Below are 19697 nucleotides of genomic sequence, written 5' to 3'. Positions count from 1 at the left end.
CTTGCGGGGTGAGCAGCACCGTCCCCGACCTCGCCGCACTGCACGCCCTCCACCCGGCGCAGCAGCCGGCCTACCCCGACCGGTCCGCGGTGGACGCCGTCGTCGCCAAGCTCCGGTCGGTCCCGCCGCCGGTGTTCGCAGGGGAGTGCGACGACCTCAAGACCAAGATCGCGGCCGTGGCCCGCGGTGAGGCCTTCCTGCTCCAGGGCGGCGACTGCGCCGAGACCTTCGAGGGCGTCACCGCCGACAACGTCCGCAACAAGCTCCGCGTGCTGCTGCAGATGGCCGTCGTGCTGACGTACGCCGCGTCGGTGCCGGTCGTCAAGGTCGGCCGGATCGCCGGCCAGTACGCCAAGCCCCGCTCGTCCGACCTCGAGACCCGCGACGGCGTCACGCTGCCGGCGTACCGCGGCGACGCCGTCAACGGCTACGACTTCACGCCCGAGTCCCGCGTCCCCGACCCGCAGCGCCTGGTCGACGTCTACAACTCGTCCGCGGCCACGCTCAACCTGGTCCGCGCCTTCGTCACCGGCGGGTACGCCGACCTGCGCCAGGTGCACACCTGGAACACCGACTTCGTCCGTGAGTCCGCGGTCGGCCAGCAGTACGAGGTGATGGCCTCCGAGATCGAGCGCGCCCTGACGTTCATGAAGGCGATCGGCGCCGACCCCGACGAGTTCCACCGGGTCGACTTCCACTCGAGCCACGAGGCGCTGGTGCTCGAGTACGAGCACGCGATGACGCGCATCGACAGCCGCACCGACCAGCCGTACGACGTCTCCGGGCACTTCCTGTGGATCGGCGAGCGCACCCGTCAGCTCGACGGCGCGCACGTCGAGCTGCTCCGCCACGTCAAGAACCCGATCGGCGTGAAGCTCGGCCCGTCGACGAGCCCGGACGACGCCCTCGCGCTCGCCGCTCGGCTCAACCCCGAGAACGAGGCCGGCCGGCTGACGTTCATCACCCGCTTCGGCGCCGGCAAGATCCGCGACGGCCTGCCGCCGCTGATCGAGAAGGTCACCGCCGAGGGCGTCCAGGTCGCGTGGATCTGCGACCCGATGCACGGCAACACGTTCGAGGCGAGCTCGGGCTACAAGACGCGCCGCTTCGACGACGTGATCGAGGAGGTCCAGGGCTTCTTCGACGTGCACCGCTCGCTCGGCACCTGGCCCGGTGGCCTGCACGTCGAGCTCACCGGCGACGACGTCACCGAGTGTGTCGGCGGCGGCGAGGAGCTCACCGACCTCGACCTCGCCAACCGCTACGAGTCGGTCTGCGACCCGCGCCTCAACCGGGTGCAGTCGCTCGAGCTCGCGTTCCTCGTGGCCGGGATGCTGCGGAAGGCCTAGCGGCCCGGCAGGGGCGGCTTCCGGGGGAGTTTCATCGGCCGGCCGATGAAACTCCCGCTCGGACGATGAAGCTTTGTCGTCCAAGCGTGAGCTCCATCGTCCAAGGTCGGCTGCCACGGGTCGACGCGGGGCGCACCGTCGGGGGTCCGCCACGTCGGTCTGGTCGCCCGTCGTGGTAGTCAAGACCACGTGATCGACCTGCGCAGCGACACCCTGACCAAGCCGACCGAGGCGATGCGGACCGCGATGGCCCGCGCCGAGGTGGGCGACGACGTGTACGGCGAGGACCCGACCGTCACGCTGCTCGAGGAGCGGGTGGCGGGGCTGTTCGGCCACGAGGCGGCGATGTTCACGCCGACCGGCTCGATGGCCAACGTGCTCGCCGTCCGCTCGCTCGTCGCACCCGGTCAGGAGGTGCTCTGCGAGGCCAGCGCCCACATCGCGCGAGCCGAGCTCGGCGCCCACGGTGCCTACTCCGGCGTCACGATGCGCACCTGGATCCACCCGCGCGGGCAGGTCGACCTGACGACCATCCGGACGATCCTCGCCCCCGACATGGGCCCGTTCTTCGTGCAGACAGCCGCGATCGCCGTCGAGAACACCCACAACTTCGCCGGCGGCGCGGTGCTGCCGATCGAGGACCTGCGGGACCTGCGCGAGTACGCCACGGGCGTCGGTGTCGCCGTGCACATGGACGGCGCCCGGATCTGGAACGCGCACGTCGCCACCGGGACCCCGCTCGCGGAGTACGGCGCGGTCGCCGACGTGCTGGCGGTCTGCCTGTCCAAGGGCCTGGGCGCCCCCGTCGGCTCGCTGATGGTCGGCTCGGCCGACGCGATCGCCGAGTCCCGGATCTGGCGCAAGCGGATGGGGGGCGGCATGCGGCAGGCCGGCATCCTGGCCGCCGCCGGGCTGCACGCGCTGGACCACCACGTCGAGCGGCTGGCCGACGACCACGCCCACGCCCGGCTGATCGCCGAGGCCTGCGGCGTCGACCCGGCGGGGGTGGACACCAACATCGTGGTCGTCCAGCGCTCGGACGCCGCGGCGTACGTCGTCGCCGCCCGCGAGCAGGGCGTCATCGTGTCGCTGGTGGGCCCGACGGCCGTCCGCCTGGTCACGCACCTCGACATCACGCGCGCCGACGCGGAAAAGGCGGCCACGGTGCTCGGGGGGCTCTAGCCTCCAGTCATGGAAGACGCTCGGGACGGAATGTCGGTCGAGGACAGCATCGGGTCGGCGAAGCCGCCCAGGCCGCCGAAGGCGGCGAGGCCGCAGGACCCGGAACGGTCCAAGCGTCTGCTCCTGCAGGTGATCGCGGTCGCGGCCGTGGCGACGGCGGTCTTCAGCGGGGTCGGCGCCTGGGAGACGCACCAGGACCGGGGCCAGACGAAGACGATCTACTGCGCGTTCTACGACGACACCGAGAGCTCCGGGGACGACAGCTACGACAAGCAGCAGAAGAAGCTGCGCGACGACCTCGGCTGCTGACGCCGCGTCAGCGGGGCACGAACACCAGGTCGCTGATCGCGGTGAAGTCGCGCCGCGAGGATCCCGTGCCCGGCGCGGTGACCTTGACCAGGCGCAGCGTGATCGTGGTGGTCGTGACGTCGACGTCCAGCGACTGCACCGCGGGCGTGTCGCCGAGCGTCTGCGGGACCGTCGTCCCGTCGTCGAAGACCCACTCGACCTGCTCGATGCGCCGGTTGCCGTGGTACCAGTCGACGTCGCCGCCCTTCTTGGCGTAGCCGTTGATCAGGCCCACCGAGCGCAGCCGCGTCTCCGTCGGCAGCGTCACCACGATCTCCTCGCCGGTGCCGTCGCCAGGCATCCGCCAGCAGGTCTCCGGCACGCCGTCCAGCATGTTGGTGCCCTCGTAGTCGACCGGCTTGCCGGAGACGTCCTTGCCCGGGGCGGCCACCTCGGGGACCGTCACCTGGCTCTCGGCGGTGAGCCCGGTGGGCGCTGCGGACGACGGCTTGTCCGGGGTGGGGTCCGGCTTCTCGCTGGTGGCGGGCGCACTGCTCGTCGGGTCCGACGCCCCGATCGGCTCGTCGTCGTCGGCGGTCAGCAGCAGCCAGGCGCTGAGCGCGACGGCCATCGCCAGCACGACCAGCAACGCCGCCCAGCCGGCGCCCAGCCGCGAGCGGCGGCGGTGCGTCGACGGCGCGACGGGCCGGTCGGGCTCGTCCACCTCGTCGGCGAACAACGGGAACCGGGGTGCCGGCGGTGGCGTCCAGGCGGGGGGCGGTGCCGGTGGTGCTGCCGGTGGCGGCGGCGCTGCCGCCGGCGAGGTGGGGCGTTCGGCGGTGTCGGTGCGCCACTCGTCCGGTGCAGCGGGCGCGACGGCGGTGTCGGCGGGGGCGTCGACCGGGTGACCGCAGTTGGTGCAGTAGCGGCCGACGCCGAGCTCGTGGCCGCACTGGGCGCAGTCCGTCATCCGTCTACCTCCGGTTCCGGGCGACAGATTAGGGCATGCCTCAGACGGCGGGCTCCGGCGCCCGAGCCGCTTCCCGGCCGAGCAGCTTCGGGAAGAGCCGCATCGCCTGCGCCAGCTCGCGCAGCTCCGGTCCCTCCAGTGCCTGCGGGCCGTCGCAGAGCGCGGCCTCCGGGTTGGGGTGGACGTCGACGATCACGCCGTCGGCGCCGACCGCGATCGCGGCCCGCGACAGCGGCACCACGAGCTCCTTGAGACCGGCCGCGTGCGAGGGGTCGACGATGATCGGCAGGTGACTGGTCGCCTGGACGACCGGCACCGCGGAGATGTCGAGGGTGTTGCGGGTCGCGGGCTCGAAGGTCCGGATCCCGCGCTCGCACAGCACGATGTCGAGGTTGCCGCGCTGGGCGATGTACTCCGCCGCCATCAGCCACTCCTCGATGGTCGCGGTCATGCCGCGCTTGAGCAGCACCGGCTTGCCGGACTCGCCGGCCGCCTGCAGCAGCCCGAAGTTGGCCATGTTGCGGGTGCCGATCTGCAGCATGTCGGCGTACTCCGCCACCACGGTGACGTCGCGCGCGTCGACGACCTCGGTGACGACCGGCAGGCCGGTGGCCTCCCGCACGTCGGCGAGGATCTCCAGCCCGGCGACGCCGAGGCCCTGGAAGGCGTACGGCGAGGTGCGCGGCTTGTAGGCGCCGCCGCGCAGGATGGTCGCGCCGGCCGACTTGGCCATCTGCGCGGCCTCGAGGGTCTGCTGCGCGGACTCGACGGCGCACGGGCCGGCGATGAAGGTCACCGTGTCGGGGCCGATCGGCACCTGGTGGCCGGGACGACCGACCCAGACCGTCGACCGGTCCTTGTGGTGCTGGCGGCTGACGAGCTTGTATGGGTCCGAGATGCGGTGCACGTCGGCGACGCCGTGCATCGCGCGCAGGTTGAGGTGGTGGAAGGAGTCGAGGTCGCCGACCAGACCGATGATGGTGCGGACGACCCCCTTGCTCACGAAGGCCTCCCCGCCGACGGCCTCGACGCGGGCGACGACGCGGGCGACGTCCTCCTCGGTGGCCTCGGGGGACATGACGACGACCATGATGGTTCCTCTTTCGGTGCAGAGTCGGCCACGCCGAGGGGCCCAGACATGCAGAACGCCCCGCGGAGTGACCGGGGGCGTTGGACGGTGTGGAGGCTGCCTAGACGACGACGGCCTGCACGGGTGCTCCCGGCAGGTGTCCAAACGAATAGGTGAGTGCCACGTGGCGAGCATACGCGCCCCGGCGGTGGCACCCCGCATCCGCCCGCGATGCGGATGCGTCACACCGCGATGTGCGGGACCTCGGCCTCGATCTTGCGACGCGGGCCGATCTCGACGATGAGCATGGCGGCGAGGACCATCAGGCCGCCCGACACCATGCGCACCGTCATCGACTCGCCGCCGAACCAGACCGCGAAGAGCGCCGCGAACACCGGCTCCATGCTCATCACGATCGCGGTCCGCGTCGCCGGCAGGTGCGCCTGCGCCCACGTCTGCGCCAGCAGCGCGAGCGCGGCCGGGAAGACCGCCATGTAGACGACCGAGGCCCAGTCCCGGCCGTTGTCGGGCAGCACGATGCCGTGCGGCGCGCTGGCGACCAGGCAGATCACGGCGACCACGATGATCTGCAGGATCGACATCCCGACCGCGTCGCCGGGCTGGGACCAGGCGCCGAGCCCGACGATGTGCAGCGCGTAGAGCAGCGCGGCCACGAACGTGAGCGCCTCGCCGTACCCGATCGAGAACCCGTCGAGCGTCAGCACGGCCAGGCCCGCGAAGGCCAGCAGCACGGCCGCCCACGTCAGCCGGGTGATCCGGTTGCGCAGCAGCACGGCGGCGAGGAGTGGCGTGGCCACGACGTACATCCCGGTGATGAAGCCGGACACGCTGGCCGGGGTGTGGGCCAGGCCGACCGTCTGCATGATCTGCGCGACGCCGTACAGAGCGCCGAGCACGAGCGCCCGCCGGCGTGCCGCGGGGGAGAGGCGCAGCAGCGCCTTCGGTGCGACGAGGAGCAGCAGGACGGCGGCGATCGAGAACCGCAGCGCCAGGAAGTCGACGGGCGGCACCCGCTCGACCAGGTCGTGGATCAGGAAGAAGGTGCTGCCCCAGCAGGCGGTGACGCTGAGGAGGGCGGCGGTCGCGAGCAGAGAGGTACGGCGCGACGCGGTCACTGCGCGCGGAGCTTCTTGAGCAGCGGGATGTCCGGGTCGTCGGCGCCGCGGGAGCCGGGTGTCTCGAGGATGAAGGGCACTCCGTCGGTGGCCGGGTGGGCGAAGAGCTCGGCGAACGCCTCCGTGCCGATGTAGCCGTCACCGATCTTCTGGTGCCGGTCCTTGAACGCCCCACGGACGTCCATCGAGTCGTTGGCGTGGATCAGCCGCAGCCGTCCCGGCCCGCCGATCTCGACGATGCGGTCGACCGTCGCGGTCGCGCCGCCGGGCTCGTCGAGCGGCGCGCCGGCCGCGAACACGTGGCAGGTGTCGAGGCAGATCCCGGCCTTGGGGTGGTGGTCGAGGGCGGCGAGGTACGGCGCGAGGTCCTCGACGCCGGCGCACAGCGACCGGCCCTGACCGGCGGTGGGCTCGAGGAGCAGCCACGGGGCGGCGTCGTCGGCGATCGCGTCCAGGATCGGCAGCAGTCCCTCGCGCACCTGCCGCATCGCCTGCGAGTCGTCAGCGCTCGGCCCATTTCCAGGCAAGACGTACGAGCCGGTGTGCACGACCACGCCCTCGGCCCCGATCTCGGCGGCCCGCTTCAGGTTGTGGGCGACCGAGGCGACCGACCGCTCGTACGTCGCCGGGGTCGGCGAGCCGAGGTTGACGAGGTAGGGCGAGTGGATGAAGACCCGCGTGCCGCGCTCGGCCATGAGGTCGCGGAAGCGGGCGTCCTCGGCGGGCTTCCCGGCGCTCAGCGCCCAGCCGCGCGGGTTGCCCACGAAGATCTGGAAGGTCTCGCAGCCGGCGTCGTCGGCGTTCGCCACCGCCCCGTCGACGAGCCCCTTGCCGACCAGGACATGGGTTCCGATCGGGTTGCGAGCAGCGGGATCGGACACAGCTGCAAAATATCCTCGACCTGCCCGGGGCCACGCGGCGGGTCGAGCCTCCTCGTCGGGAGTGTGGTTGATCCGATGCACTGGGTGCGTCGGATCAACCACAGTCCGATCGGACCACGGACGCCCGGCTGGCGGCGCCGAGCGGCAGTCGGGCCAGGGTGTGCCACGTTCCCGGCCGGTCCGTGCCCGCGACGAGCAGGGCGTGGTCGATGCGTGCTGCGATCGGAAGCTGGCTGCTGACGTCGGCGGCAGCAGCCCTGAGCTCGGCAACGGTGCCGTACTGCGACTCACCCACGGTCAGGTGCGGGACCACGTCATCGAACTGGCCGCCGTACGGCGGATAGTCCGGGAACTCCGAGACAACACGGACAGTGAGGTCGCGGAACTGCTGATCGCGATCCGGCGCCAGCCACAGCACGTCGTCGCCGAACCACTCACACGTCTCGAACGAGCAGACGAAGGTGGACGCTGCTGCGAACACTCCGGCCAGACGGCTCACGACGTCGTGGTCCACCTCCGACGGAGGAAGGAAGGGGAACACCACGGTGACGTGGGCGGGCACTCCCCAGCTCGCGGCGAGGTCGAGGCGGATCCGGTGCTTGGAAACCGCTGCCTCAGCCGCACCGACCGGGATGATCACCGCTGTCTGGGTGGGCTCGTGCACGGCTTCTCCGGGCCTGCCTCAGATCAGCGAGAGGGTGATGGTCGAGCCGGGGGCCACCATGTCGCCGCCGCCGGGGCTCTGGGACCACACGAACCCGAGGCCGAGCGACCCCGAGGCGTTCTGCGTGACGACCTTGAAGCCGAGGCCCTCGAGCTTCTGGGTCGCGGCCTCGACACCCTCGCCGCGGACGGACGGTACCTCGACCAGCTCGGGTCCCTTCGAGACCACCATCGACACCGCGTCGCCGCGGTGCACGGTGGTGCCACCGGGCGGGTCCATCGAGATGACGTCGCCGTCAGCCACGTCGTCGGAGTACTCCTCCTTGGTGACCTTGCCCTTGAGCCCCTTGGCCTTGAACCAGGCCAGCGCGTCGTCCGCGTCCTTGCCGACCCAGTCCTGGAGCTTGACCGGCTGCGGTCCCTTGCTGACGACGAGGTCGACGGGGGAGTCGGGTCGCAGGGTGGTGCCGACCTTGGGCGAGCTGGACAGCACGATGCCGGCGGCGACGGTGTCCGACCACTTCTCGGTGGTGGAGCCGAAGCCGAGGTGGGTCGCGGTGAGCGCGTCCTGCGCCTCGTCCTCGGTCAGGCCCTTGAGCTTCGGTACGTCGTACCGCTCCTTGCCCAGCGACAGGACGATCGTGACCGTGCCCCCGGTGAGCACCTTCGAGCCCGGCTCGGGGTCGGTGCTGACGACGCGACCCGCGGCGACGGTCTCGGAGTACGCCGGGTCGCCGACCTCGGTGTCGAGGCCGGCGGCGTCGAGCTGGCGCTCGGCCGACTTCTGGGTCATCCCGAGCACGCCGGGGGTGGAGGTGTAGCGGCCGTCGAGGAACCACCAGGCGCCGACGCCCCCGCCGACGATGAGCAGCAGGGCGACGAGCAGCAGCACGAGGCCCTTGCGCGAGCGGCGGCCCACGGGCGGCTGGTCCGTCGGCGGCGCCGGCCGGGCCGGGCGGGGACGGTCGGGCGGGGGCCGGTCCATCGTGCGGATCGGCGCGGTCATCGCGGCGAGCTCGACGTGGTCGAACGGCTCGGGAGCCGTGTCGTCGGGCGACGGTGCCTCGACGGCCTCGACCTGCAGGCGCAGCGGCGTCAGGTCGGCGGTCAGGTCGGCGTCGTCGAGCACGCCCTCGGCGAGCGCGTGGCTGACCCGGTGCACCTGGTGCAGCAGCACGGCGGCGTCGGCGGGCCGCAGCTCGCGGTCGCGCGCCGTCGCGCGGGCGACCAGTGCGTCGACGTACGCCGGGATGCCGGGCTCGAGCCGCGACGGCGGCGGCACGTCCTCGTGGACGTGCTTGTAGGCGACCTGGATCGGGGTCTCGCCCTCGTGCGGCTTGGCGCCGGTGAGGAGCTCGTAGAGGACCACGCCCGCGGCGTACACGTCGGCACGGGCGTCGGCGCGGCCGCTGACGACGAGCTCGGGGGCCAGGTAGGAGACGGTGCCGATGAGCACGCCGCCGGTCGCGGTGTGCTGGGTGTCGGTGCTGATCGCCTTGGCGAGCCCGAAGTCCGCGACCTTGACCCGGCCGTCGTCGGCGATGAGGACGTTCTCGGGCTTGATGTCGCGGTGCACGAGCCCGGCGCGGTGGGCGGCGGCGAGCGCGGAGAGGACCGGCTCCATCAGGGCCAGCGCCCGCGCGGGCGACATCGGGGCCTCCTTGCGGACCACGTCGCGCAGGGTGTGGCCTGGGATCAGCTCCATCGCCAGGAAGACGATGCCGTCGTCGTCCCCCTGGTCGTAGACCGCGACCACGTTGGGGTGGGAGAGACGGGCCGCCGACCGCGCCTCGCGCACGAACCGCTCGGCGAACTCGTTGTCGTCGCCCAGTCCGGGGTGCATCACCTTCACGGCCACGGTGCGGTCGAGGCGGAGGTCGGTGGCCTCGTAGACACTGGCCATGCCGCCGCGGGCGATACGCGGCCCGATCCGGTAGCGACGCTCGAGGACCCGGCCGGTCATGGGGTCGGCGACAGCGTCGGCACCGCCGGCGCGGGCGTGCCGATCTCCGTGCTCGTCGTGCTGCACAGCGACCCTCCTGTGACCGGACGGGGAAGGATCCGGGACCTCAATCGTACGGACGGCGCACGCCGCTGGCCCGCTTGACGTCGGTGCGGCGTGGCGAGGCCTCGGGTGGAACACTGGACCCATGGACATTTCGCGACTCGCCGAAGCCGACCTCGCCGCCCTGGTGCCCGAGTGGCTGGACTGGGCCGCCACCGCCGAGGCCCTCGGCGTGACGGTCGGCAAGGTGCGCACGATGATCCGCGACCACGAGCTCGCCGCGGCGGTCCCGTCGCCGGGCGCCGGTCAGCAGGTCCCGGCCGACTTCATCCAGGACGGCCTCGTCGTCAAGGGGCTGCCCGGCCTGCTGACCATTCTCCACGACGGTCGCTACGACGACCGCGAGTGCATCGCCTGGATCTTCACCGACGACGACTACCCCGGGCGCCCGATCGACGCGCTGCGCGAGAACCGCGGCTCCGAGGTCAAGCGGCGCGCGCAGGCCATCTCGCTGTAGCTCACCCGGCTCGTCGTACTCCGCTTGGAGTACGACGAAGTGTCTGCTGTGGCCGGACGCGCCAGGCCCTGCTGGCTTGGGAGCGTGATCGCCATGACTTCTGAGCTGCTGGCGCCGGACCACTCCGGTGCGGACCCGAGACCGAAGAGATCACGGACGAAGACCGTGCTGCCGTGGCTCGTGCTGGCTGTGTGGATCGGGCTGGCGGTGGGCAGCTTCTCCCTGGCCGGCCGGCTCGACTCGGTGACGCGCGACAACCAGGCCGACTACCTGCCGGCCAGCGCTCAGTCGACCAAGGTGCTTCAGGCCACGGCCGGTCTGCCCGGCGGGGAGGACGGCCTGCTCGTGGTCGTGTACGAACGCGCCGGCGGCCTCCAACCGGGTGATCGAGAGGCGGCCGCACGCGGCTACACCGCGCTGGCGGAGCGATTCGGCATCGACACCGACGCACCTCCGCAGATCGTCGACTCCGACGACGGCACGGCCCTGATGTTCGGGCTGCCGCTCGACCGCGAGTGGGTCGACGACGAGGCCGAGGCCGTCTCGGTGGCCGATGCACGGGACCTGCTCGCCGACCGACCGGACGGTCTGGACGCCTATGTCACCGGTCCGTCAGCGATCGGGGCCGACATGGACGAGGTCTTCGACAGCGTCGACGCAAAGCTGCTGCTGGCCACGGCCGTCGTGGTGGCGGTCCTGCTGATCCTGACCTACCGCAGTCCACTGTTGTGGCTGGTCCCGCTCACGGCGGTCGGGGTCGCGGCGGTGCTGTCGATGGGTGCCGTCTACGTCCTCACCCAGGTCTTCGACTTCACCATCACCAGCATGAGCTCGGCGCTGCTGATCGTCCTGGTCTTCGGCGCGGGCACCGACTACGCCTTGCTCCTCGTGTCTCGCTACCGCGAGGAGCTGCACCACCACGAGCGGCCCATCGACGCGATGCTGGCGGCGCTACGAGGGGCCGGCCCGGCCATCCTCGCCTCGGCGGCAACGGTGGTCGCCGGTCTGCTGTGCCTCCTGGTCGCGGATCTCAACAGCACCAGCGGTCTCGGCCCCGTGGGGGCAGCGGGCATCGGCTCGGCGCTATTGGTGATGCTGACGTTCTTCCCGGCTATGCTGGTCGTGCTCGGGCGCCGGGTCTTCTGGCCGTTCGTGCCGCGGCTCGGGGCCGAGGCGCACGCAGCGTCATCCCGGTGGGCTCGCCTCGGCGAGGCGATCGATCGCCGCCGCATCGTCAGCTGGGTGGTGCCGTTGGTGGTCCTCGGCGGTCTCGCGTTCGGCCTTGTGGGTGCCAGCGGCTCTCTCCCGCAGCTGGACCAGTTCGCCCGTGCGACGCCGGACTCGGTGATCGGGGCGAAGACGATCGACGAGCGCTTCCCCGACCAAGGCGGTCAGCCGGTCAGGGTGATGAGCCGACCGGACCGGCGCGACGAGGTCCTGGCCGCCGTGCGGAGCACGCCGGGGGTCGCCAGCGCCGAGATCCGCCGGGCGAGTGACGACTGGGTGGAGATCTCGGCGATCCCCGTCGACTCGCCGGAGAGTGCGCGTGAGACGGCCACGATCAAGCGGCTGCGGACACACCTGGACGAGGTCGCCGGCGAGGACGCACTCGTCGGCGGACCGAGCGCCGAGCTGCTGGACACGGACGAGACCAACACGAGCGACCGCAACCTGGTGATGCCGCTGGTCCTGCTGGTGGTGCTCGTCATCCTCGGGCTGCTGCTGAGGGCGATCGTCGCTCCGCTGGTCCTGGTCGCCACCGTGGTGGTGTCGTTCTTCGGAGCACTCGGACTGTGCAACCTGTTGTTCGACCACGTGCTCGGCTTCGCCGGCTGGGAGTCGTCGGTGCCCCTGATCGGGTTCCTCTTCCTGGTCGCCCTCGGTGTCGACTACAACATCTTCCTGATGACCCGGGTCCGTGAGGAAGCCGCACGGCACGGCACCGTCGAGGGTACGAAGCGTGGGCTCGCGGTGACCGGCGGCGTGATCACCTCGGCCGGTGTCGTGCTGGCGGCGACGTTCGCGGTGCTCGCCACGCTGCCGCTCGTCATGCTGATCCAAATGGGGATACTGGTCGCCGTCGGCGTGCTCATCGACACCTTGCTGGTGCGGTCCATCGTGGTTCCCGCACTGACGATGTCGCTGGGCTCGCGGATCTGGTGGCCCAGCAAGCTCTCACGGGCGAGTGAGGACTGTGTCGATGACGCTGTGTGAACGATGACGGCGCTCCGTCCGCCGGTGGCCGATCGGCTGCTGGCGGCGGGGTCGTTCGTGCTCGGCGTCGTCGTCGCGCTCACGCTCGAGGCGGTCGACGTCGAGGGGGAGCGAGGTCTGGACCTGGGGGCGTTCATGCTCCTGGCCGCGATGTCAGCGCCGTTGCTGGTCCGCCGGCGCTGGCCGATCCCCGTCGTCCTCGCGGTCCTCGTGGTGGCAACGCCGTACCACCTGCTCGACTATCCCCATGAGGCCACGATGCCGGCCTCGCTGGTGGCGGGGTTCGCGGCGGCGCGCTACGGCGAGCCGCCGCGGCGAGCCGTCGCCGCGCTGGTGGCGGTGGCCGCCGTGACCGTGCAGGTCGTGGCCGCTTCGGGGGAGCCTGGTGATGCTGTCCTCGGCGTCGGCTGGCTGGCCATGGCCTTCTGTGCCGGGCTGGCGGTCCGCTTCCACCAGAACTGGAAGGACGTCGTTGCCGCGCGGCTCGAGCAGGAGCGGGCCGACGAGGTCGAGCGGCGGGTCGCCGAGGAGCGGGTGCTGATCGCTGCCGAGGTGCACGACGTCCTGGCGCACGGCCTCGCGGTCGCGAACGTCCAGGCGTCCGTCGCCGCGCACCTGATCGACCAGCTGCCGACGCGCGAGGATGCGTCGCTGCGGGAGCTGTCGACCACGCTGCACAGCCTGTCGGACACGAGCCGGGCCACGCTTCACGAGCTGCGTGCCGTGCTGGACGTGCTGCACGGTGGCGAGGCCGAGCCGACCGAGCCGGCGCCCCACCTCGGCGAGCTGCAGCGTCTGGTGGAGATGGCCGAGGCGGCCGGAGTGCAGGTCGACGTGGAGGCTGACGGGCCGTCGGACGAGCTGCCGTCGACGGTGTCGGTCGTGGCCTACCGGATCATCCAGGAGTCGCTCACCAATGTCATCCGACACTCGACGGCCACGAACGCGACCGTCAGCCTCGGCCAGGACGGCCGCCGCCTGCGGATCGCCGTCGTCGACCACGGTCCCGCGCGACCGAGCTCGTCGGTGGCGTCGGCCGGCTTCGGGATCGTCGGGATGACCGGGCGGGCGCAGGCCGTCGGCGGCGAGCTGTCCGCCGGCCCCGGGGAGTCCGGCGGGTTCGAGGTGCGGGCGAGCCTGCCCCTGCCGGAGATCTGGCGGGTGCCGTCGTGATCCGCGTCCTCCTGGCCGACGACCAGACCCTGGTGCGCGGCGCGTTCGCGCTGCTGGTCGACTCAGCTGACGACATGCAGGCCGTCGGAGAGGCCGGCACCGGCGACGAAGCGGTGACGATGACCCGGGACCTGCATCCCGACGTCGTGCTGATGGACATCAGGATGCCCGGCACCGACGGCATCGAGGCGACTCGGCAGATCTCCGCTCACGATGGATCGAGCGGCAGCAAGGTGCTGATCCTGACCACGTTCGAGACGGACACCAATGTCCTGCGCGGCCTTCGCGCGGGGGCATGTGGATTCCTGCCCAAGGACACCCGTCCGGATGCGCTGCTCGACGCCATCCGCACCGTCGCGGCGGGGGAGGCGCTGCTCTCGCCCGGCGCGACCAGGGCGGTCATCACGCGTGCGCTGAGTCGCCCCGACGCGCCTGCACCCGAACGGCTGGCCAGCCTGACGGCACGCGAGCACGAGGTGTTCCGCCTGGTCGCTGCCGGTCGGAGCAACCAGGAGATCGCGGACGAGCTGATCGTCAGCCCGCTCACCGCGAAGACCCACGTGGCCCGGATCCTGGCGAAGCTGGGTGTCCGCGACCGGGTACACCTCGTCATCGCGGCGTACGAAGCCGGGCTCGCCTAGACCGCGCGCTGCGTCGCCGAGGCCGCGAGCCCGCGGAGGACCTCGGTGGCGTGCTCGTCGAAATCTGCACGGCCGAGGGCGCGTACGGCGTGGGTGGCGAGCTCGTCGATGACGGCCTCGACCTGGTCGTGGGCACCGCTGGAGTCGATGACCCGGCGCAGCTCGGCCACGTCGTCGGGGGAGAGGTCGGTGCCGAGCGACCGGTCGAGGAGCGCGGCGTCGCCCGGGGAGGCGGCGTCGAGCGCGAGCGCGACGAGCACGGTGCGCTTGCCCTCGATCAGGTCGTCGCCCGCGGGCTTGCCGGTGGTGGCGGGATCGCCGAAGACGCCGAGCAGGTCGTCGCGGAGCTGGAACGCCTCACCCAGCGGCAGGCCGAACTCCGACAGCGCCCGCATCGTCTCCGCCGGCGCACCCGCGAGGGCGGCGCCGATGTGGAGGGGGCGCTCGATGGAGTACTTCGCCGACTTGTAGCGCAGCACGGTCATCGCGGCCTCGACGTCGGCACGCCCGCGGGCCTGCACCGAGACGTCGAGGAACTGCCCGGCGATGACCTCCGATCGGCAGCGGTCGAAGACCTCGAGGGCCGGCGCGACCTGGGTGATCGGCAGGCCGCAGCGCCGCAGCAGCTCGTCGGCCCAGCTCAGCAGCAGGTCGCCGAGCAGGATCGCGGCGGCCGCGCCGTACTGCTCCTCGTCGCCGCGCCACCCGGCGGCCCGGTGCTCGCGCTCGAAGGCGCGGTGGGTGGCCGGCCGACCACGGCGGGTGTCCGAGGCGTCCATCAGGTCGTCGTGGACCAGCGCGCTGGCGTGCAGCAGCTCGAGGGCGGCGCAGGCACGGACCAGGGAGTCCTCGTCGGCCGGCGGCGCGACCGCGCGGTGGCCCCAGTAGCAGAACGAGGCCCGGAAGCGCTTGCCACCGCGGACCGACGTACGCGCCTCGGCGACGAGCCGGGCGGCGTCGCTGCCGAGTGGCTCCAGCAGCCGGGCCTGGTCGTCGAGGAAGGCGTCCAGCGCGACCTGGACGCGGTCCCGGAAGCCGGCGCTGTCCCACCCGTTCGCCGTCACGGCCACGAGACTAGCCAGTGGACGTCGATGCCCGACGCGCGGTCCCCGTCCTTAGACTGTTGCGTATGGCGAACACGAAGGCACCTCGGATCGGCGACCTGATCCGGGCCGGCGAGCGGTCCTTCTCCTTCGAGTTCTTCCCGCCGAAGGACGAGGCGGGCGAGGAGCAGCTCTGGCAGGCGATCCGCGAGCTGGAGCCCTACCGGCCGACCTTCGTCTCCGTGACGTACGGCGCCGGCGGGTCGACGAGGGAGACCACGGTCCGGGTCACCGGGAGGATCGCGGCGGAGACGTCGCTGACCCCGATGGCGCACCTGACCTGCGTGTCCCACACCCGCGAGGAGCTCGAGGGCGTCCTCGACTCGTACGCCGAGGTCGGCATCGGCAACGTCATGGTGCTGCGCGGCGACCCCGAGGCTGGACCGCGGGCGCCCTGGACCCCGACCGAGGGCGGGCTGACGTACGCCGAGGAGCTCGTCGCGCTGACCCGTGGTCGCGGTGACTTCAGCATCGGCGTCGCCGCCTTCCCCGAGGGACACCCGTCCGCCGCGTCGCTGGACGCCGACGCGGACGTGCTGGTCGCGAAGGGCCGGGCCGGCGCGGAGTTCGCGGTCACCCAGATGTTCTTCCGCGCCTCCGACTACTTCGACCTCGTCGAGCGGGTGCGCGCCCGCGGCTCGGACCTGCCGATCCTGCCGGGCATCATGCCGATCCTGAACCTCGCCAACATCCGCCGCCAGGGCGAGCTGATCGGCACCGACGTGCCCGCGTCGGTCGTCGAGCGGATCGCCGCCCACGAGGGCGACCCGGTCGCGATGAGGGCCGCCGGGATCGCGATCGCCGCCGAGCTCTGCGAGGAGCTGCTCGACGGCGGCGCACCGGGCCTGCACTTCTACACGCTGAACCGGTCGAAGGCGACGCGCGAGATCTTCGCCGCGCTCAACATGAGCGTCTGACGACCCCTCAGGCGCTTCCCACCTCCGCCGCCACCAGCGCAGCGGACAGCCCCACGAACGGCAGCCCGGAGCCGGGGGTGGCGTGCGCGCCGGCGGCGTACACGCCCTCGATCGGGGTCCGCGGACCCAGCCGCTGCCGCACGGTCGCGCGGCCCTGCCACAGCACGCCCATCGGGGAGCCGCCCCAGCGGTCGACCTGGTCGCGCGGGCTGAGGTCGATCCGCTCGACCACCTGGGCACGCAGGTCGATCCGGTGCCGGGCGAGCGCGCGCAGGAGGTCCTCGGAGAGCCGCCCGCGCCCGTGCACGGTCAGCGTGGACGCGCCCGCAGGGGCCCGGCCACCGGTCCGCACCACCAGCATCGGGTCGCCGTGCAGCACCAGCTCGTGCGGCAGCTCCGGGGCGTCGCCCTCGAGGCCGAGGTAGGCCACCACCGGCGGGATCGCGGGCATCGTGCGCACGACGTACGCCGCCAGTGCGGGCAGCCGGCGCGGGTCGATCGCGCACACCACGACGTCGGCGTCCAGGGTGCCGGCGGTCGTCTCCACCGCCACGACGCGGCCCTCGCGCACCACCAGGTCGGTGGCCTCGGTGCCGGCGAGGGTCGTCACGTTGCGGGTCGCGAGGCGGTCCACCAGGGCGCTGCCCAGCCGGGTCATGCCGCCCTCGACCGTCCAGGCGCCGAAGCGCTGCTCGACGTACGCCGTGGAGCCGGCCCAGGCCGGCACGTTGCGCAGCTCGTGCCCCTCGGCGACGAACGGGTGCCCGGCCACCAGCCGCAGCCGCTCGTCCTTGAACGTCTTCCGCAGCCGTTTGTGCATCGTCTCGCGGCTGTCCAGGCGCGCAGCCAGGTCGCGGGGGAGGTCGTCGGGCTGCCAGGGGTTCTCGAGGTAGCCGCGGCGCAGCACGTCCCAGTCGTCGGCGTACGACGCGACGTGGTCGACCCACCGCTGGCCGAGCCCGGGCCCGAGCTCGTCGAAGGCGGCGAGCTGCGCGGCGCGCCCGGTCGGCAGCCGCACCGCCGAGCCGTCCTCGAACCGGTGCTCGCGGACCACGTCCAGCGGCACCAGCTCCAGCTCCCGCTCGACCGGCCGCCCGGTCTTGCGGAAGAGGTCGCGCACCACGGCCGGGAGCAGGGTGTACGTCGGTCCCGCGTCCCAGGCGAACTCGCCGGCGGTGATCTCCGCCAGCGGGCCGCCCAGGCCGGGGGAGCGCTCGACCAGGGTGACGTCGTGGCCGAGCTTGGCCAGGCGGAGCGCCGCCGCGAGGCCGCCGAACCCGCCCCCGACCACGACGACCCGCGAGACGGTCACTCGACCTCGATCTCGGGCGCCCCGGTCATCGAGACGAGCTCGTCGTACGTCGTGGAGTAGACCGCGGCCGGGTGCCCGGCGCCGGCCCAGATGACGTCGTACCGGCGCAGCCAGGGGTCGAGGTACGTCGGCACCGGGGCCGGGTGGCCGATGGGGGACACGCCGCCGATGACCTGCCCGGTGTGCTCGCGCACGAACTCCGGGCTGGCCCGCTTGAGTTTGCTCACACCGAGTGCCGCCGCGACCTTCGTGGTGTCGACGCGGTGGGCGCCCGAGGTCAGAATGAGCACCGGCGTCGTGTCGGCGTCGAAGAGCAGACTGTTCGCGATCGCACCGACCTCGCACCCCAGCGCCTCGGCCGCGAGCGCCGCGGTGTGCACCGAGTCGGGCAGGATGACGATCTCACCGGTGCCGCCACGTCGCGCGTGGTCGTCGCGGAACCGCGTGATCGTCGGGTGTTCGGTGTTCATGGTCGAGACCCTAGGGCAGCCTGCTGCCCTCGGGAGGCTGGCCCGTGATGAGGAGGAGACGCATGACTCAGGACCGGCCTGCATCGGTACGGGCGGCGGTGTGGTTGACCTGGGCGCTGGTCGTGCTGTCGGGCATCACATCCGTGCTCGCCGTCGTCTTCAAGGACGAGCTCAAGAGGGCGTGGGAGACCGGCCGGGTGGACGCCGGCTCGGTGGAGCCGCCCTCGATCGTGCCCGTCACGGTCGTGATGCTCATCGTGGTCGCGCTGGTCGCGCTCGTCCTGGTCGAGTTCCTCCGGGCCCGGCACGGCTGGGCCCGCGCCGCTCTCACCGTCACCATCGTGCTGATGGCGCTCAGCACCGCGGCCACCCTCAACATCGGGCCGCCGGCGCTGTTCGTCGTCCTCTGCGTGGTCGCGCTGCTGCTCCAGGCCGCCGTGCTGGTGGCGCTGTGGCGCCGGGACACCTCGGTCTTCCTCCAGGCGGACCCGGCGCACAAGACGCTGCCCACCGGCCGCTGACGGCTCGCCCTTGACGGGGTGTCGGCGCCCGGGTGTACCTTGGACCGTGTTCGAACAGTTGTTCGAACACGGAGGAGAGGTGTTCGATGAACCCGTACGCACTGCCCGCGACGACCCACTCCTACCTCGCCCGCGCGGCCGAGTCGCTGAGCGAGGCCGTCGCCGCCACCGACGCGCCGACCCGCTACGCCAGCGCCCACGTCGCGGCGCTGCGGGCCGCGGCCGCGCTGCTGTCGGCCCGCGCCCGACCCACCGCCCGGGGCCGCCGTCCCCAGCGGAACGCGTGGGTGCTGCTCGCCGACGTCGCGCCCGAGCTGGGGGAGTGGGCGACCTTCTTCGCGGCCGGCGCCTCGAAGCGTGCCGCCGCCGAGGCCGGCTCGAGCCGGGCGGTCGCCGAGCGCGAGGCCGACGACATGGTCCGCGACGCGGACCGCTTCCTGGCGGTCATCGAGCGGTCCCTCGGGCTGGTGCCGCACCTGCCGCTGGACGTCCGGTCGACGGCCGCTCGCGCGGGCTGAGCCCCTAGGGTTGGGGCATGCCCACCGACCGGCCCAGCGAACGGCCCAGCGAACGTCGTACCGCCGCCCGCACCTCCGTGGTCTGGGACGTCGTCCGCCCCCATGTCCGGGCCGGCACCGACGTCCTCGACATCGGTGGCGGGACGGGCGGCTTCGCGGTCCGGGTCGCCGAGCTCGGCGCCCGGGTGACGGTCGTGGACCCCAGCCCGGACGCGCTGGCGTCGCTGGCCCGCCGGGCCCGTGAGCTCGCCGTCGAGGTCACCGCGGTGCAGGGCGACCTGTCGACGGTGCTGGACGTCCCCGGACCCGCCAGCGCCGACCTGGTGCTCTGCCACGGGGTGCTCGAGGTCGTCGACGACCCGGCCGCCGCGCTGGCGACCCTGCGTCAGGTGCTGCGTCCCGGTGGTGTGCTCAGCGTGCTCGTCGCCCAGCGGCACGCGGCCGTCGTGGCCCGGGCGATGGCCGGCCACTTCACCCAGGCGCTGGCCCTGCTGGAGGCGGGCCCCGGCGACCGCGACGGCCGGGCGGGTCACCGGTTCACCGTCGCGGAGGCGACCGCGCTCGCGGGCGACGCGGGCTTCACGGTCGAGTCGGTCCACGGCGTCCGCGTGTTCGCCGACCTGGTCCCGGGGTCGCTGCTCGACCTCGAGCCCGGTGCGACGGCGGCGCTGGTCGAGCTGGAGCGCGCGGTCGCGGAGCGCGCCGAGTACCTGCCGCTGGCCGCCCAGCTGCACCTGCTGGCCCGCTGAACCCACCGCCCGTCGAGCA

20 protein-coding genes are annotated in these 19697 nt (G+C 72.5%); 11 read left to right on the top strand and 9 right to left on the bottom strand.

Translation table 11 applies throughout. From position 1 onward, the window contains the following. Nucleotides 1–8: 8 nt before the first annotated feature. From ABEA34_RS23715 to ABEA34_RS23705, 3 genes are all read left to right on the top strand, one after another. Nucleotides 9–1349: a class II 3-deoxy-7-phosphoheptulonate synthase gene (locus tag ABEA34_RS23715; protein WP_345524236.1), complete on the top strand. Its 1341-nt coding sequence runs from the start codon at nucleotides 9–11 to the stop codon at nucleotides 1347–1349. A gap of 189 nt (nucleotides 1350–1538) precedes the next feature. After that, nucleotides 1539–2531: a threonine aldolase family protein gene (locus ABEA34_RS23710; RefSeq protein ID WP_345524235.1), complete on the top strand. Its 993-nt coding sequence runs from the start codon at nucleotides 1539–1541 to the stop codon at nucleotides 2529–2531. A gap of 9 nt (nucleotides 2532–2540) precedes the next feature. After that, a complete protein-coding gene (locus ABEA34_RS23705; protein ID WP_345524234.1) occupies nucleotides 2541–2840 on the top strand; it encodes a hypothetical protein in 300 nt (99 codons plus the stop codon). Nucleotides 2841–2847: 7 nt separating this feature from the next. Here ABEA34_RS23705 and ABEA34_RS23700 read toward each other — a convergent pair whose 3' ends face one another. From ABEA34_RS23700 to pknB, 6 genes are all read right to left on the bottom strand, one after another. Continuing rightward, a complete protein-coding gene (locus ABEA34_RS23700; protein ID WP_345524233.1) occupies nucleotides 2848–3789 on the bottom strand; it encodes an NADase-type glycan-binding domain-containing protein in 942 nt (313 codons plus the stop codon). A 40-nt stretch (nucleotides 3790–3829) separates the two neighbouring features. Then, nucleotides 3830–4879: a 3-deoxy-7-phosphoheptulonate synthase gene (gene aroF / locus ABEA34_RS23695; protein ID WP_345524232.1), complete on the bottom strand. Its 1050-nt coding sequence runs from the start codon at nucleotides 4877–4879 to the stop codon at nucleotides 3830–3832. A gap of 221 nt (nucleotides 4880–5100) precedes the next feature. Beyond that, complete coding sequence (locus ABEA34_RS23690; RefSeq protein ID WP_345524231.1) at nucleotides 5101–5994, bottom strand: DMT family transporter; 894 nt, start codon at nucleotides 5992–5994, stop codon at nucleotides 5101–5103. Next, on the bottom strand, nucleotides 5991–6875 hold the full coding sequence (locus ABEA34_RS23685; protein ID WP_345524230.1) for a deoxyribonuclease IV: 885 nt from the start codon (nucleotides 6873–6875) through the stop codon (nucleotides 5991–5993). The genes ABEA34_RS23690 and ABEA34_RS23685 overlap by 4 nt, the downstream gene beginning before the upstream one ends. Before the next feature lie 94 nt (nucleotides 6876–6969). After that, the gene (locus ABEA34_RS23680) at nucleotides 6970–7515 is read right to left on the bottom strand and encodes a 2'-5' RNA ligase family protein (RefSeq protein ID WP_345524228.1); all 546 of its coding nucleotides are present in this window, start codon (nucleotides 7513–7515) and stop codon (nucleotides 6970–6972) included. 42 nt (nucleotides 7516–7557) lie between these two features. Next, entirely contained in the window at nucleotides 7558–9567 is a 2010-nt protein-coding gene (pknB, locus tag ABEA34_RS23675; protein ID WP_345524227.1) for a Stk1 family PASTA domain-containing Ser/Thr kinase, read from the bottom strand. Nucleotides 9568–9688: 121 nt separating this feature from the next. Here pknB and ABEA34_RS23670 point away from each other — a divergent pair, with 121 nt between their 5' ends. The 4 genes from ABEA34_RS23670 to ABEA34_RS23655 all read left to right on the top strand — a co-directional run bounded on the left by ABEA34_RS23670 (nucleotide 9689) and on the right by ABEA34_RS23655 (nucleotide 14088). After that, nucleotides 9689–10060: an Rv2175c family DNA-binding protein gene (locus ABEA34_RS23670; protein ID WP_345524226.1), complete on the top strand. Its 372-nt coding sequence runs from the start codon at nucleotides 9689–9691 to the stop codon at nucleotides 10058–10060. Nucleotides 10061–10153: 93 nt separating this feature from the next. Continuing rightward, on the top strand, nucleotides 10154–12274 hold the full coding sequence (locus tag ABEA34_RS23665; protein WP_345524224.1) for an MMPL family transporter: 2121 nt from the start codon (nucleotides 10154–10156) through the stop codon (nucleotides 12272–12274). A gap of 3 nt (nucleotides 12275–12277) precedes the next feature. Continuing rightward, entirely contained in the window at nucleotides 12278–13447 is a 1170-nt protein-coding gene (locus ABEA34_RS23660; protein ID WP_345524223.1) for a sensor histidine kinase, read from the top strand. Further along, entirely contained in the window at nucleotides 13444–14088 is a 645-nt protein-coding gene (locus tag ABEA34_RS23655) for a response regulator (protein WP_345524221.1), read from the top strand. The genes ABEA34_RS23660 and ABEA34_RS23655 overlap by 4 nt, the downstream gene beginning before the upstream one ends. Here the strand turns inward: ABEA34_RS23655 and ABEA34_RS23650 are convergent. Further along, complete coding sequence (locus ABEA34_RS23650; RefSeq protein ID WP_345524220.1) at nucleotides 14085–15152, bottom strand: polyprenyl synthetase family protein; 1068 nt, start codon at nucleotides 15150–15152, stop codon at nucleotides 14085–14087. The genes ABEA34_RS23655 and ABEA34_RS23650 overlap by 4 nt on opposite strands. 65 nt (nucleotides 15153–15217) lie before the next feature. Here ABEA34_RS23650 and metF point away from each other — a divergent pair, with 65 nt between their 5' ends. Then, a complete protein-coding gene (gene metF, locus ABEA34_RS23645; protein WP_345524219.1) occupies nucleotides 15218–16108 on the top strand; it encodes a methylenetetrahydrofolate reductase [NAD(P)H] in 891 nt (296 codons plus the stop codon). A gap of 7 nt (nucleotides 16109–16115) precedes the next feature. On the opposite strand, the gene ABEA34_RS23640 is transcribed toward metF, so the two are convergent. Together ABEA34_RS23640 and ABEA34_RS23635 are read right to left on the bottom strand one after the other, a co-directional pair. Beyond that, nucleotides 16116–17420, bottom strand: a complete 1305-nt coding sequence (locus tag ABEA34_RS23640) for a phytoene desaturase family protein (protein WP_345524218.1) — start codon at nucleotides 17418–17420, stop codon at nucleotides 16116–16118. After that, on the bottom strand, nucleotides 17417–17890 hold the full coding sequence (locus ABEA34_RS23635; RefSeq protein WP_345524217.1) for a YbaK/EbsC family protein: 474 nt from the start codon (nucleotides 17888–17890) through the stop codon (nucleotides 17417–17419). The genes ABEA34_RS23640 and ABEA34_RS23635 overlap by 4 nt, the downstream gene beginning before the upstream one ends. Nucleotides 17891–17952: 62 nt before the next feature. On the opposite strand from ABEA34_RS23635, the gene ABEA34_RS23630 reads away from it, so the two are divergent. From ABEA34_RS23630 to ABEA34_RS23620, 3 genes are all read left to right on the top strand, one after another. Beyond that, a complete protein-coding gene (locus ABEA34_RS23630; protein ID WP_345524216.1) occupies nucleotides 17953–18411 on the top strand; it encodes a hypothetical protein in 459 nt (152 codons plus the stop codon). 86 nt (nucleotides 18412–18497) lie between these two features. Further along, a complete protein-coding gene (locus ABEA34_RS23625) occupies nucleotides 18498–18929 on the top strand; it encodes an SAV_6107 family HEPN domain-containing protein (RefSeq protein WP_345524215.1) in 432 nt (143 codons plus the stop codon). 17 nt (nucleotides 18930–18946) lie between these two features. Next, the gene (locus tag ABEA34_RS23620; RefSeq protein ID WP_345524214.1) at nucleotides 18947–19678 is read left to right on the top strand and encodes a methyltransferase domain-containing protein; all 732 of its coding nucleotides are present in this window, start codon (nucleotides 18947–18949) and stop codon (nucleotides 19676–19678) included. The last annotated feature ends 19 nt before the right edge of the window (nucleotides 19679–19697 follow it).

Origin of the sequence: Nocardioides conyzicola (genome assembly GCF_039543825.1) — a bacterium.
Taxonomy (GTDB): Bacteria; Actinomycetota; Actinomycetes; order Propionibacteriales; family Nocardioidaceae; genus Nocardioides; species Nocardioides conyzicola.
This window is presented reverse-complemented; position numbering and strand designations above follow the sequence as displayed.

Coding starts and splice junctions, on each gene's coding strand:
- ABEA34_RS23705 (WP_345524234.1), top strand. CDS start 2,541: ATGGAAGACGCTCGGGACGGAATGTCGGTCGAGGACAGCATCGGGTCG.
- ABEA34_RS23700 (WP_345524233.1), bottom strand. CDS start 3,789: ATGACGGACTGCGCCCAGTGCGGCCACGAGCTCGGCGTCGGCCGCTAC.
- aroF (WP_345524232.1), bottom strand. CDS start 4,879: ATGGTCGTCGTCATGTCCCCCGAGGCCACCGAGGAGGACGTCGCCCGC.
- ABEA34_RS23670 (WP_345524226.1), top strand. CDS start 9,689: ATGGACATTTCGCGACTCGCCGAAGCCGACCTCGCCGCCCTGGTGCCC.
- ABEA34_RS23665 (WP_345524224.1), top strand. CDS start 10,154: ATGACTTCTGAGCTGCTGGCGCCGGACCACTCCGGTGCGGACCCGAGA.
- ABEA34_RS23660 (WP_345524223.1), top strand. CDS start 12,278: ATGACGGCGCTCCGTCCGCCGGTGGCCGATCGGCTGCTGGCGGCGGGG.
- metF (WP_345524219.1), top strand. CDS start 15,218: ATGGCGAACACGAAGGCACCTCGGATCGGCGACCTGATCCGGGCCGGC.
- ABEA34_RS23635 (WP_345524217.1), bottom strand. CDS start 17,890: ATGAACACCGAACACCCGACGATCACGCGGTTCCGCGACGACCACGCG.
- ABEA34_RS23630 (WP_345524216.1), top strand. CDS start 17,953: ATGACTCAGGACCGGCCTGCATCGGTACGGGCGGCGGTGTGGTTGACC.
- ABEA34_RS23625 (WP_345524215.1), top strand. CDS start 18,498: ATGAACCCGTACGCACTGCCCGCGACGACCCACTCCTACCTCGCCCGC.
- ABEA34_RS23620 (WP_345524214.1), top strand. CDS start 18,947: ATGCCCACCGACCGGCCCAGCGAACGGCCCAGCGAACGTCGTACCGCC.